General features: G+C 40.0%; 12 protein-coding genes. All 12 read left to right on the forward strand.

Annotated elements, in window-relative coordinates; translation table 11 throughout:
* Nucleotides 1-5: 5 nt before the first annotated feature.
* On the forward strand, nt 6-605 hold the full coding sequence (gene hisH / locus ABZB17_RS02320; protein WP_372647903.1) for an imidazole glycerol phosphate synthase subunit HisH: 600 nt from the start codon (nt 6-8) through the stop codon (nt 603-605).
* 92 nt (nt 606-697) lie between these two features.
* The gene (gene argB, locus ABZB17_RS02325; protein WP_372647905.1) at nt 698-1,465 is read left to right on the forward strand and encodes an acetylglutamate kinase; all 768 of its coding nucleotides are present in this window, start codon (nt 698-700) and stop codon (nt 1,463-1,465) included.
* A gap of 264 nt (nt 1,466-1,729) precedes the next feature.
* Nucleotides 1,730-2,461, forward strand: a complete 732-nt coding sequence (locus tag ABZB17_RS02330) for a Crp/Fnr family transcriptional regulator (protein ID WP_163323943.1) — start codon at nt 1,730-1,732, stop codon at nt 2,459-2,461.
* A 146-nt stretch (nt 2,462-2,607) separates the two neighbouring features.
* A complete protein-coding gene (locus ABZB17_RS02335) occupies nt 2,608-3,693 on the forward strand; it encodes a hypothetical protein (protein WP_372647907.1) in 1,086 nt (361 codons plus the stop codon).
* 67 nt (nt 3,694-3,760) lie between these two features.
* A complete protein-coding gene (locus tag ABZB17_RS02340; protein WP_372647909.1) occupies nt 3,761-4,138 on the forward strand; it encodes a hypothetical protein in 378 nt (125 codons plus the stop codon).
* A 20-nt stretch (nt 4,139-4,158) separates the two neighbouring features.
* Nucleotides 4,159-5,052 carry a DUF5777 family beta-barrel protein gene (locus ABZB17_RS02345; RefSeq protein ID WP_303918139.1) on the forward strand — a complete coding sequence of 298 codons (894 nt, stop codon included), beginning with the start codon at nt 4,159-4,161 and terminating at the stop codon, nt 5,050-5,052.
* A gap of 113 nt (nt 5,053-5,165) precedes the next feature.
* Entirely contained in the window at nt 5,166-6,104 is a 939-nt protein-coding gene (locus tag ABZB17_RS02350) for a cytochrome c3 family protein (protein WP_372647910.1), read from the forward strand.
* Nucleotides 6,105-6,106: 2 nt separating this feature from the next.
* Nucleotides 6,107-6,724, forward strand: a complete 618-nt coding sequence (locus tag ABZB17_RS02355) for a cytochrome b/b6 domain-containing protein (protein ID WP_045033315.1) — start codon at nt 6,107-6,109, stop codon at nt 6,722-6,724.
* A gap of 162 nt (nt 6,725-6,886) precedes the next feature.
* A complete protein-coding gene (locus tag ABZB17_RS02360) occupies nt 6,887-9,718 on the forward strand; it encodes a cytochrome c3 family protein (RefSeq protein WP_372647912.1) in 2,832 nt (943 codons plus the stop codon).
* Nucleotides 9,719-9,970: 252 nt separating this feature from the next.
* Nucleotides 9,971-11,473: a NapC/NirT family cytochrome c gene (locus tag ABZB17_RS02365; protein WP_372647914.1), complete on the forward strand. Its 1,503-nt coding sequence runs from the start codon at nt 9,971-9,973 to the stop codon at nt 11,471-11,473.
* A 75-nt stretch (nt 11,474-11,548) separates the two neighbouring features.
* Nucleotides 11,549-12,055 (forward strand): multiheme c-type cytochrome, encoded by a 507-nt coding sequence (locus tag ABZB17_RS02370; RefSeq protein ID WP_163323938.1) that lies wholly within the window; start codon nt 11,549-11,551, stop codon nt 12,053-12,055.
* Between the two features lie 89 nt (nt 12,056-12,144).
* A partial coding sequence (locus ABZB17_RS02375; protein ID WP_372647916.1) for a cytochrome c biogenesis protein ResB occupies nt 12,145-13,982 on the forward strand: 1,838 nt, incomplete at its 3' end.

A 13,982-nucleotide genomic window follows, 5' to 3' on the forward strand; every position in this document is an offset into this window, starting at 1 on the left:
TAGAAATGAACATTGTAATAATAAAATATAACGCCGGAAACATCGAGTCGGTAAACAATGCGCTTAACCGACTGGGTGTAAATGCGGAAATAACGGCCGATCACGAAAAGATCAGAAATGCCGACAAAGTTATCTTTCCGGGAGTTGGCGAGGCCAGCACAACAATGGCCTACCTGCGCGAAAACAAACTCGATGAACTGATCGTATCGCTAAAGCAACCGGTTTTGGGAATTTGTCTCGGGCTTCAGTTGATGTGCTCGCATTCGGAAGAAAACGATACCGAGTGCCTGGGTATTTTCGATGAAAAAGTAAAACGTTTTATTCCAAAACCCGGCGAAGAATATATTACCAAAGTTCCACACATGGGCTGGAATGCCATAAAAGACCTGAAAAGCGATCTTTTTACCTCAGAGCTGGAAAATGAGTATGTTTATTTTGTGCATTCGTATTACGCCGAAAAAAGCGAGCATACCATTGCTACCTGCGATTATATTCTTCCGTTTAGTGCGGCTTTGCACCGCGATAATTTTTATGCCTCACAGTTTCACCCGGAAAAAAGTGGAACCGTTGGCGCAAAAATATTGGAGAACTTTTTAAAACTCTAGGCACACTAACGTAACTTTGTACTTACAATTTTAAACAGTAATCAACGTTTATCAGGCGAGACAAGCAAAAACAACAAGTAATCAGTAAAATCATGGATAGGCTAACAATCATTAAAGTAGGAGGAAAAGTAGTTGAAGAACCTGAATCACTAGATGCACTGCTCGATCAGTTTCGTAAAATTTCGGGAAACAAATTACTGGTTCACGGTGGAGGACGTACTGCTACCGAAATTGCAAAACGATTGGGAATTGAGACCAAAATGGTTGATGGCCGCCGGATTACTGATGCCGATATGCTTGAAGTGGTTACCATGGTGTACGGAGGTTTGGTAAATAAAAGAATTGTGGCCGGATTACAGGCACGAGACATGAACGCAATTGGCCTTACCGGAGCCGACCTCGGATTAATAAAAGCCCACAAACGCCCGGTACAAGTTGTGGATTACGGATTTGTTGGCGATGTTGACGACGTGAATGCACGCGAACTACGGATGCTCATCAATGAAAACGTTATTCCGGTGGTTGCACCACTAACCCACGATGCAAAAGGCCAGATGCTAAATACCAATGCCGATACCATTGCGTCGGAATTAGCTATTGAATTATCAAATTACTTTAAGGTTTATCTTTTCTATTGTTTCGAAAAACGTGGGGTTTTAACCGATCCAAACGATGAATCATCCGTAATTTACGATCTCGACTACAAATTATTTGATCAATACAAAACAGAAGGTGTTATCAGCGAAGGAATGATACCAAAACTGGATAACGGTTTCAGGGCAAAAGCAAAAGGCGTACAGGAAATTCTGATTACCAACCCCGAAAATATTGCAACCGGGCGGGGTACGCGGCTCACCTGATTTTTTTACATCTCTCCTCCATTTTTACGGTAACTCCTAGCTGTTGGATAACAGAAAAATTCTACCCTGTTTTTCCGTCATATTTTGATACTTTCCCGTTTTTAATTACTAATTTTCACATTAGTTCATATCTATGATAGAATTAATGTACGCTTTTAAATATTGAAATATTTTACTATGTTGAAGTTCTAAAACAGAACAGTGCTGAATATGACATTAAGACAAACCTGACAACTATAATTAACTAAATACCAAAACTTTAAAATGACCCATATAAATACCGACAATTGTAACAAAAGTGGTAAGCTTCATGGAGAAGGTTGCAAATCGTGTATCAAAGAGCATAGAAATAATATCTTTTCACCCCTCAGCCAGGAAGAAATAGACTTTCTAATTGACAAAAAAAGGCAAATTGTATATAATGTTGGCGAAACAATTACTAAGCAAAATACGGCTTCAACTTCCGTAATATGTATTAATGAAGGTCTGGCTAAATTTTATGTTGAAAGTGCGAACGGTAAAAATGTAATAGTCCGTATTGCCAAAGCCGGCGACTTTATCAGTGGTGGAGGTCTTTTCAACGGAAACTTTCAGCATTTTAGCGTTTCGGCAATAACTAAGGTTAAATGTTGTATGATCGACTCGGCGAACCTGACCAGCATTTTTGGAAAAAACAACGAGTTTGCCATTAAATTACTACGCAACCATACCAAACAAAATAATTTTCTGCTAAAAAAACTGGTCGACCATACACAAAAATATATGCCCGGCCGGGTAGCCGACACATTACTGTATTTAAAGAACGAAATTTTCAATTCCAATGAGTTTTCCGTGCCGCTTACGAGGCAGGAATTAGCCGAAATGTCGAACATGACAAAAGAAAGCTTTGTAAGAATACTTCATCAATTTAAAGATTCCAAATACATAAATACCAAGGGTAATACAATAAGCATATTAGACGAAAGTTCACTAGTTTCTATTAGCGAAAACGGATAATTAACATATATCAATTATTGGCTTGTTTATTATCAATTTAGCCATTCAGTTATATCATTCTCCCCCCTAGATTTCTTAATAGTTATCCTACTACTTTTATATCGTAAAGTATAATAACAAATATAAATTACCTAATATACTACGTTATGAATTACAAATCTATCTCAAAATTATTCATGCTAGGATTCATTCTGGCATTCATGTTTTCTTCATGTACAAAGGAAGGCCCAATGGGACCTGGCGGTGCTGACGGTGCTGACGGAACAGATGGTACTGATGGTGTTGACGGACAAGTTACTTGTTTAGTTTGCCACTCAGGAACTAATATGGAAGCAAAACAAGGACAGTTCTGGATGTCGGCACACGCTGTAGGTGCTATTGCAGTTGATTATGCCGGCGGACGTCAATCATGTGCACAATGCCACTCTCACGAGGGTTTTGTTCAGTTTGCAACTTTGGGCGAAGTTCTTGGAGATATCTCCAATCCTTCAGCCTGGGAATGTAATACTTGCCACGGACTTCACGAAACATTTGAAGGACAGGATTATGCATTACGCTTGCACGACCCAGTCAATCCAATTTATGACAATACATTAACTATGGATCTTGGTGGAAACAGCAACTTATGTGCAAACTGTCACCAGTCAAGAAGATCTGAACCTGGTTATGGTTTAGAAGTATTACCAGATTCATTTGAAATAACAAGTTCTCACTATGGTCCTCACTACGGTACTCAAGGTAATGTTGTGGCAGGTATGGGTTTAGCCGAAATTCCCGGATCAGTTGCTTATCCTGAACCAGGTTCTTCAAAACACTTAACTCAAGCTTCTTGTGTAGGTTGTCATATGGCCGAATTCACAAACGAAGAAGGTGGTCACTCATTTATTCCTAGTCTTGCTTCATGTAACGAATGTCACGATGCAGATTTGGATGACTACAACTATGGAGGTGTTCAAACTGAGGTACACGAGATGTTAGTTGAACTTCGTGACCAATTACTTGCTTTGGGTGTGATTGAAGGAGATGACGAGCATGGCTATCACCCTGTCAACTCACGTGATAATCCTGATGGAGGAGTATTCCCAACAATACAGGTACAGGCATTTTTCAACTGGGAGGGATTAGAAGAAGATCGTAGTTTGGGTGCTCATAATCCTAAATACGTAAAAGCGTTATTGAGAAATTCAATAGAGGCAATGGAAGCTGAATTAGCTGCGATGGCAGCTAATTAATTAAAAGAAATAGAGTGAAAAGACTTCTCTCGGGAAGTCTTTTTTTTCAATAAACTTGAATATTATTATGAAAGCACTAAAAATTATATTATCAATATTTCTTATAGGATTGATTTTTGGTGGCTGTGCGTACAATTGGATTGTTGAAGAAGAGGTTATCGATCCTACTGATCCCGATGCACCTGAGGTATCGTTTTCAGCCGAGATTACTCCTATTTTCTCTGCAAAGTGTACAGCATGCCATACCACTGGTAATCAAATGCCGGATCTCACTCCTTCGAATGCCTATAATTCGCTCAATAGCAGCCGTTATATTAATACTTCTGATCCTGCATCAAGTTTGATTTACACCAAACCAAGTCCAACAGGAAGCCACGTTAAATATTCGGAATCTGAGGCAGCATTGGTGCTAACCTGGATTACGCAAGGAGCTCAAAATAATTAAAAAAACCTAAACTGATAATGATGAAAAAATACATATTGATTCTAATTATTTTAGGAGTTACTTTTTCCAGTTCATTTGCTCAGGAAGAGGCAGCCGATCCGGTTTACGCTTTTAACAGTGGTATTCTGATTGATGCACAAACATCTTTTATTCCTGATGCACGAACACTGGAATTTGTTATTCAACACAAATTTGGAACACTTGAAAACGGGAGATCCGATCTGTGGGGAATTTATGCTCCGGGTTCTAATGTAAGATTAGGACTAAATTATGTTCCTGTCAAAAATTTTCAAATCGGAGCAGGTATTACCAAAAAATTCATGTATACCGATCTTAATGCGAAGTGGAAAGTACTTCAGCAAAAAACAAGCGGTATGCCAATATCGTTCACCTTATTTGGTAATGTTGCTATTGATGGAAGAAATTCCGAATCGATTGGAACTGGTAAAACTGTAGATACAAAAGGCCAGACAATGCCTAATTATATCGATTTGAACGACAGATTATCGTATTTCTCACAAGCTATGGTAACGCGTAAATTCGGCGATTGGGCTTCATTGCAAGCCGCCGCAAGTTTTACGCACTATAATATGTCAGATTGGGATTACAACCATGATGTTGTTGGGCTTCATTTTAGTGGAAAAATTAAATTTTCTCCACAAGGATCATTTATTTTCAACTACGACAAGCCTCTAAAGATCAAAGATATTTCAGAGCAATACACCTGGGATACTCATGCTAAAGAAAACCTGTCGTTTGGTGTTGAATTCTTTACCTTTACCCACGCATTCCAAATTTATGTTGGAACAGCACAGGGTATTCTCCCACAGGATATGATGATGTATAACCAAGCAGATTGGACCAATAAAGGTTTGGCCGTTGGTTTTACCATAACCCGTATCTGGATGTTCTAATCGATTAAAAAGTATAAATGATAAAGATGGTAATATCCGATAAAAACGATATTACCATTTTTCATTCCATAAAGTTATTGCAATACTTCAGATCTATTTACACGAATTAACCCATGAAATATTTCATTCCATTACAAATCCTGATGCTTTTGACAATCACGTTAAAAAGTTTCGGGCAATTTTACGACGATCCCACAAGTCACGATTGTTTAAAGTGTCACTCCCAGCAAACCTATTCATTCCATAACGACATGATGGATACGGAGGAGAAACGTCTAATGAATCCGTACCTGATAATCGATACCTTAAGATTACGTACAGGTGTTCATCAGAATTTCGATTGTACGGATTGCCACTCATTCGACTACACTACCTATCCGCATGCAGCAACATTAAAGCTGGAGCCAATGATGACATGCCTGGATTGTCATGGCGGCGATGAGTCGTTTGCAAAATACGAGTTTGAAAAGATTGACGAAGAAGTTAACAAGAGTATACACCGTCAGGGTTTTGGCGATAACTTTACCTGTTCAAAATGTCACGATCAACACTACTACTCTACCACTGCACGCACAAGTAGCAGTATTGTTGAGATTGTTGAAAACAGTAACGACATGTGTTTATCGTGTCATAACGATATGAAAAGGTTTAGTCTGGTATCCGGCGATCTTAAATCTGCCGTTGTTGATATTCACGACTGGCTGCCAAATCAGGAGCTCCATTTTAAACATGTACGTTGTATTGAGTGCCATACTGCGGTTGAAGACGACTTAATGGTTTCGCACAACATTCTTGCAAAAGAAGATGCAGTGCGCCGTTGTGCCGAATGCCACTCTGCCAACTCGTTGTTAAAAGCATCGTTATACAAATACCAAAACCTGCAGGAAAGAGCCGAAGACGGATCTGCACTTGGTGTACTTTCGAATGAAAATTACGTGATTGGATCGCACCAGATTCCAATTTTAAGAACGATTAGTTTAATCATCTTTTTCGCAGCTATGGCTGGAATTATCATCCACGTAATATTTAGAATTATCATCAAAAAGAAATAACAATGAGCTCAGAAAACAAAATATACTTCTACCCACTTTGGTTACGTATTTGGCATGGGATAAACGCCCTGGGTATTATTCTTCTTATCATTACCGGAATAAGCATGAACTCGGGTTTTGAGGAATCCGTTATCAGCTTTAAACTTATTATTACCGTGCATAATTATGCCGGAGTAATAGTATCCTTAAACTACCTTTTGTTTTTAATAGGTAACATGGTAACCTCAAATAAAAAGTTCTACATTGTAAAACCAAAGAATTTTTTGAAACGCCCAATGAAACAGGCGTACTACTACGCGTGGGGAATGTTTCACGGAATGAAAGCTCCTTACCCACTTTCTGAAAAACGTAAATTCAATCCGTTGCAAAAATATACTTACCTAATCGTAATGTACATTATTGTTCCGTTGGTAATAGTTTCGGGTATCGGATTAATGTTTCCCGAGCTGATTTTTAATAAAATTTACAACATCAGTGGTGTTCTTATCACTGCCGTAACACATTCGGCTATGGGATTCTTTATTTCCATATTCCTGATTATTCACCTTTACATTGCATCAATTGGCAAGTCGCCGCTTGATAATTTCAGAAGTATTGTAAACGGTTGGCACCACGTATAATTTTAACAAGAGAAAAGCAAGTCATAAATAAACAATAAAACGACAGGAAAGAGGGCGAAGAAAGAAAACAAGACAAAAATAGCGGCACACAAATAATGCATGGTTGGCTCGCAAGGTAGGCTGAGATAAGGGATTTAGTAATTATATTAAAGACGGCTTAGCATGAAGTACTTGAGCAAAACTTTAACTAAAAATCTGTTCGATGTATGCACCGGAGCAAATTCAGGGCTGGTTAAAATCTTTTTAATCGCCGGTTTGCTTCTGATGCCCGGATTTAAATTGATGGCACAATCCAATGATGATTGTGCCATGTGCCACGACGACCCGGAACTATTTACCATTGTAAACGGACGGGAAGTTTCGAGGTATATTCCTGCCGGTATTCTCGAAAATTCAGTACACAATTACCTGGAATGTATATCGTGCCATACGGATGCTGATGTTGACGAATTTCCTCATGCCGATAAACTGCAACCAGTAAATTGTGGCGACTGCCATGACGAAGCCATGACAAAGTTCATGGATGGTGTTCATGGAATGGCTTTTGAAAAAGGCTCACGAAATGCGCCCAACTGTGCCGAATGCCACGGAACACACAGGATACTGAGCTCAGCCGATCCGCAATCGCGCACCTATAAAATGAATATTCCGGTTTTGTGCGGAACCTGCCACCGTGAAGGTGCGCCGGTTGCACGGGCCTACAATATTGGCGAGCACAACATTGTTGAAAATTACACACAGGGCATTCACGGAAAAGGATTATTTAGCAGTGGTTTGGTGGTAACTGCCACCTGCAACAACTGCCACGGCAACCACCTTATCCTCCCCCACACCAATATGAACTCCAGCATTTCGGAGAAAAACATTGCAGCAACCTGTATGCAATGCCATGCACGAATTGAAGATGTACACATAAAAATAATCAACAAGGAACTTTGGGAGAAAAGCCCGGGGGCAATTCCGGCTTGCACCGATTGCCATCCTCCACACAAAGTTGAGTTGAAAAATATTATTGAAAACATTTCAGATAAAACCTGCTTAAAATGCCACGAACAACCCGATATTCATAAAGTAATTGACGACAAGCAGGTTTCTCTTCATGTTGATGTAAATGAATTTGTTAATTCGGCCCACAATAACATTACCTGTGTTAAATGCCACTCGGATGTTACCGCAAATATTGCCCGTCCGTGTGAAACTGCGGATAAAGTCGATTGTTCGAGTTGCCATGCAGAGGAATCCGAGATCTATTTCCAAAGCGGCCATGGAGAGGCTTATTTTGCCAAACACGAAAATGCACCATATTGTACCGATTGCCACGGGTCGCACCTTGTTGTTCCTTCCGAGAATGTAAATTCGCCTACGTTCCGCTCTGCGGTACCAAAACTTTGTGGCGAATGCCATAAAGAAAATGGCCAGGCAGTTGCCGGTACCAACCTGAAGGAAACCGATGCCTATTATGATTATTCAACAAGTGTTCACGGAAAAAGTCTGGAGGAAAAAGGACTGTTGTCGGCCGCTATTTGTACCGATTGCCACACCACACACTTCATGTTAAAAGAAGATGATGAACGATCGTCGGTAAATCCGGCCAACCTGGCAAAAACTTGTGGAAATTGTCACAAAGGAATTTACGACCAGTATATTGAAAGCGAACACGGTATTGGTGCCAACACCGAAGAGTTGAAATTCCCTACCTGCGAAACCTGCCACTCGGCCCACAACATTTCCGAAGTGCATGAAAGCAAATTTATGTCGGAAATCAGCTCTCAGTGCGGACAGTGCCACCAGGAACTGGCAGAAACTTACCTCGAAACCTATCATGGGAAAGTGTATCAATTGGGTTACCTTGAGGCTGCACGTTGTTCCGACTGCCACGGTGCTCACAATATCTATCGGATGGACAATCCAAAATCAACGATCAGTCCACGAAATATTGTTGCCACCTGCTCGAAATGTCATACTGATGCCAATATGAAATTTACCGGTTACCTGACACATGCCACTCACTACGATAAAAGCAATTTCCCATGGCTCTATTACACATTCTGGGCAATGACCGGATTACTGTTAAGCGTGTTTGCCTTTTTCGGCCTGCACACCTTATTGTGGATACCCCGGTCGCTGGGTGCCATGATAAAAAAACGAAAGGAACCAAAACCTTTGGGCAAACAAATGTATATCAGGCGTTTCCAGAAGAAAAACAGGATAACCCACATTTTTGTAATAGTAAGTTTCATACTGCTTGCTCTTACCGGAATGATTTTGAAATTTGCCTACATGCCCTGGGCCCAGTTTTTGGCCGAAGCCATTGGCGGTGCCCATATTGCAGGTTTTATTCATCGAACGGCTGCCCTTGTAACTTTCGGATATTTTATATTCCATGTGGTAGCGCTATTAAAAGTTAAGTTTAAACATGGAATAAAAGTCAGCAAATTTATTTTCAGCAGTAACTCGCTGATGTTTAACCGGAAAGACATTCGCGACTTTTGGGCATCAATTAAATGGTTTATAGGAATTGGTCCCCGGCCAAACTATGGAAGATGGACTTATTGGGAAAAATTCGACTACTTCGCTGTATTCTGGGGAGTGCTTGTAATTGGCTCAACCGGATTAATGCTATGGTTCCCCGAATTCTTCACCAAATTCCTGCCCGGCTGGCTTATTAATGTAGCTCAGATTATACACAGCGACGAGGCTTTACTTGCTGTTGGATTTATTTTTACCATTCACTTTTTTAATACACACCTGCGCCCCGAATCCTTCCCGATGGATACTGTAATTTTCACGGGATATGTACTGGAGGAAGAATACAAAAAAGATCGACCACACGAATATGAGCAACTGGTAAAATCAGGGAAAATAAATGAAGTTCGCGTTGAAAAAGAGTTTACGAAAGAGAGGATGAGAACGATAAAAATCTTTGGATTCACTGCACTTTTCGCCGGTGTAATGATGATAATACTGATAATTTACTCTTTAATTTTCCATTAAAAGGCGAAAAACCGAAAAGAATGAAAATACAATTTACAATACTTAACCCTAGTGAATTAGTAGTATAACAAACAGTAAACATGACAAATATATAAATCTAAAGAAATATTAAAACTTCATGTTCAGAACATAGTTTCAAATTAACATTGCGTATATAGACAATTTATAAATAAGTATCTGACCTTGAATAATTAAAGGAAAATTATAATCTTGGATCAGTAGATTTTACATCAAACCAATAAACGAAAAATTATGAAATTACCGTCTTCCATAAGAAACTGGGTATCGATTACAGGAGCAGTTTTAGCTGTTTTCAACCTGGCCAGCATCCTCGCTTTATTTCTTTTGAATGTAGCTTTCGGATTTGGTGGTCAATATATTGGTTTATTTATTTTCATCATCCTTCCGGTATTTTTGATCGTTGGATTACTCATGATCCCGCTGGGGATGCGAATCTACCGAAAGAAAGCGCGGTTGGCTGAAAAAGAAGGCAAACGTTTAAACTGGCCTATTTTAGATTTTAATAATCTGGCAACCCGTAATGCCAGCACAATTTTTATCGTTGGAACAATTTTTCTTCTGATTATTTCATCCGTAGGAAGTTACGAAGCTTTTCATTACACCGAATCGGTAGAATTTTGCGGAAAGTTGTGTCACGAGGTTATGGAGCCGGAATACGTAACCTACCACGGTTCGTCGCACGAGCGTGTTGCCTGTGTGGAGTGCCACGTTGGTTCGGGAGCCAGCTGGTATGTAAAAAGTAAACTGTCGGGTTTATACCAGGTATACTCTGTTTTGGCCAACAAATATCCACAGCCAATCCCTACCCCAATTGCCAATCTGCGTCCGGCACGCGAAACCTGCGAAGAATGCCACTGGCCGGAGAAATTCTACGATAATAAAATGAGGGTAAAACATTCATTTTTAACCGATGAAGAAAACACCGAACATATTGTTCATTTGCAGGTAAAAACAAGTACACAGGTAACTCCTCAGGGAGTGATAAAAGGTATACACCAGCACATTAGCCCCGAGGTGAAAATTGAATACAAAGCACTTGACGAAAAACGTCAGATTATTCCGTGGGTAAAATATACAAATACAAAAACCGGAGAAGAATACATTTACACCGATGAAATGAGCATGGTTTCAGAAGCAGAGCTCGATTCGTTGGAAACACGGGTAATGGATTGTTTGGATTGCCATAACAGGCCTTCGCACAATTACAATGCTCCGCAAAACTTTATCGATCAGTCGATGGCAGAGGGCAAAATCTCAACCGAATTACCTGCCATAAAACTGGCCGCCATGATGGCCCTTTACCAGGATTATCCAAATAAAGACACAGCAATGATTGCTATCGAAAACCAGATCAAAGACTGGTTTGAAAGTGGCTACCCGGATGTTTACGAAACTAAAAAAACGGAAATCGACCAGGCAATAGCTGCTATCCAGGAAGATTATTCCAATAACATTTTCCCGTTTATGAAAGCCAGCTGGAAAGAATATCCAAATAACATTGGTCATATGGAATCAGACGGATGTTACCGTTGCCATAACGACCGCCATGCAACAACCGAAAACAAGACGATTTCAAAAGACTGTTCGCTGTGCCACAACATTATAGCACAGGGCACCCGCGATAGTATGCAATATTCAACCGCTTTCGAAGCTTTGGATTTCCAACACCCGGTTGACATAGCCGAAGCCTGGAGAAGTGAAATGTGCTCAATGTGTCATACAGCATTGTATTAAATTTTGGCACAATATTTATTATTCTTATAATAGACTTTTCAGAAAACAAGTAATATAAATTTTAAATACACGATTATGAGACTCAAAAAATTAATTTTTCTTTTAGGCCTTGCAGTTTTATTTAGTACTGCAGCCACCGCTCAAACTTACAAGTACATTGGTGCTGCAAAATGTAAGATGTGCCATAACAAGCCCGAAAAAGGCAAACAGTTTGACGTTTGGCAGGCAGGCCCACACGCCAAAGCAATGGATGCTTTGGAAGGTGCCGATAAAACCAATGCAACCTGTTTAAAATGCCACTCAACTGCCGGATCTGTTGACAGCGGTTTACTTGCCGGTCTTAAAGCTGACGAAGGAGTTTCGTGCGAATCATGCCATGGACCTGGTAGCCACTATAAATCGGCTGCAATTATGAAGAACAAAACAATGGCTCTTTCAAAAGGAATGACTGACCCAACAGAAGAAACCTGTAAAGCATGTCACCTTGGTGAAAAACCAGAAGGCCATGTGGCTCCTAAAAAAGCATGGAATTATGCTGAATTTGTGAAAGTAATTGCTCACGACGATCCTACAACAAACTAATTTTTTTAAAATTTTTATTTTGTGAAAAATTCCTTTGTTTTTTCAAACAAAGGAATTTTTTTAGTGTTTTATTCAGACAACTACTAATTATGAAGAAGCTAAGTTCATTCCTTTTTTCCATGTTTTTTACCGGAATTCTTGTGGTAATTTTTGCAATAGCAATTGGTTACGCCACCTTTATCGAAAACGATTATGGTACCATTACTGCAAAAATTCTCATTTATAATTCCAGGTGGTTCGAAATTTTGTTGTTTATACTCTGCATTAACATCGTTGGCAGTGTTTTTAAATACAAACTTATTGCACGGAAAAAATGGACAATTCTGCTTTTTCACCTGTCCTTTATCGTAATTGGTGTAGGTGCAATGATTACCCGTTATTACGGTTATGAAGGCAGCATGCATATTCGCGAAAACAGTTCGTCGGATTATATCGTTTCCGAAGCATCGTTTGTAACGGTTAAGGTTACTGATGGTACCGAAACAATAGAAGAATCGAGCGAAGTTAAATTCTCGCCATACACCGCCAACCGTTTCTCAGAAAAAATACATTTTAAAGGAAAAACAATACACATCAGCAATCAGCAATTTATGCCATCGGCGGTGGAAAACGTCGTTCTCGATCCGAATGGTGAACCAATTGTTTCGCTTATTACAGTTGAAAATGGTGCGTCGCGAAAAGACTTTACACTCAGAAACGATAACACTAAAACATTAAATGGTTTAACGCTGGGTTTCGGCAACAATTTAACTACTGATATTGAACTGAGTTTAAAGGATGGGAACCTTTATGTTTCTGCTAACGATACCATTCAGGTATCAGGAATGATGAGCGACAACAGTGAGTTGATAGCTCCTGGTTCTGAAAAGCTGGTAGATACGCAAAAGGCCTATACGTATAAAAACCTCACGTTTGCCATTAAACAGTTTCTTCCAACTGCTTCGGTTCAATTGGTTTACCAAAAACCATCACAGGAAATGAGCCCTCCGGATGCTTTTAAAGCTGCGATTTCAACTGGTGAAGAAAGTAAGGAGTTGATTGTTTATGGAAGGACTAGAGAAGTTGGCGATTTTTTCACTACATCCATCGATGGAATGACTGTGTCGGTTTCATACGGATCGCGAATAATAAAGCTTCCTTTCGCCATTCAGCTTAACGATTTCCAGCTCGAACGTTACCCGGGTTCAATGAGCCCGTCATCATATGCCAGCGAAGTGGTTTTAAAAGACGGTAGCACCGAAATGCCATTCCGCATTTTCATGAATAACATTCTGAAATACAAAGGATATCGTTTCTTCCAATCGTCGTACGATACGGATGAGCGCGGCACAATTCTTTCCGTAAACCACGACTCAACAGGAACATCAGTAACTTATTTTGGTTACCTGATTATGGCCATCGGGATGGTGCTAACTTTGTTTAACCGAAACAGTCGTTTTAAAACCTTGCTGAAAGCATCGGCACAACTACGCGAAAAACGCAAGAAACTGTTTGCTGTTTTGGTAACGGGCGTATTGTTGAGTATTAGCGCACAGGCACAAGTTGCAACACCCGCACCACTTAACAGCGATCACGCCGAGTCGTTCGAGAGTTTGCTTATTCAGGACAGAAAAGGCCGCGTAGAGCCCGTTTCTACACTGGCGTCGGAAATACTTCGAAAAGTGGCTAAAAAAACAAGCTGGGAAGGAATGTCGCCAACCGAAGTTTTTCTTGGTATGCAGGCAAACCCTGAGCTATGGAAAAACATTGCCATTATAAAAGTTGCCAATCCAGAAATACGCCGAACGATAGGAATTACAGGGAAATATGCCTCATTTAATTCAATTGTTCGAGCACGCGAAATGGGTGGTTATATACTTAGCTCAGATGTTCAGGCCGCTTATGCAAAAGAGAGTAACCACCGTAATAAATTCGACAAAGAAATTAT

This window comes from Draconibacterium sp. (genome assembly GCF_041583095.1).
Classification (GTDB): domain Bacteria; phylum Bacteroidota; class Bacteroidia; order Bacteroidales; family Prolixibacteraceae; genus Draconibacterium.

Coding starts and splice junctions, on each gene's coding strand:
- hisH (WP_372647903.1), top strand. CDS start 6: ATGAACATTGTAATAATAAAATATAACGCCGGAAACATCGAGTCGGTA.
- argB (WP_372647905.1), top strand. CDS start 698: ATGGATAGGCTAACAATCATTAAAGTAGGAGGAAAAGTAGTTGAAGAA.
- ABZB17_RS02330 (WP_163323943.1), top strand. CDS start 1,730: ATGACCCATATAAATACCGACAATTGTAACAAAAGTGGTAAGCTTCAT.
- ABZB17_RS02335 (WP_372647907.1), top strand. CDS start 2,608: ATGAATTACAAATCTATCTCAAAATTATTCATGCTAGGATTCATTCTG.
- ABZB17_RS02340 (WP_372647909.1), top strand. CDS start 3,761: ATGAAAGCACTAAAAATTATATTATCAATATTTCTTATAGGATTGATT.
- ABZB17_RS02345 (WP_303918139.1), top strand. CDS start 4,159: ATGAAAAAATACATATTGATTCTAATTATTTTAGGAGTTACTTTTTCC.
- ABZB17_RS02350 (WP_372647910.1), top strand. CDS start 5,166: ATGAAATATTTCATTCCATTACAAATCCTGATGCTTTTGACAATCACG.
- ABZB17_RS02355 (WP_045033315.1), top strand. CDS start 6,107: ATGAGCTCAGAAAACAAAATATACTTCTACCCACTTTGGTTACGTATT.
- ABZB17_RS02360 (WP_372647912.1), top strand. CDS start 6,887: ATGAAGTACTTGAGCAAAACTTTAACTAAAAATCTGTTCGATGTATGC.
- ABZB17_RS02365 (WP_372647914.1), top strand. CDS start 9,971: ATGAAATTACCGTCTTCCATAAGAAACTGGGTATCGATTACAGGAGCA.
- ABZB17_RS02370 (WP_163323938.1), top strand. CDS start 11,549: ATGAGACTCAAAAAATTAATTTTTCTTTTAGGCCTTGCAGTTTTATTT.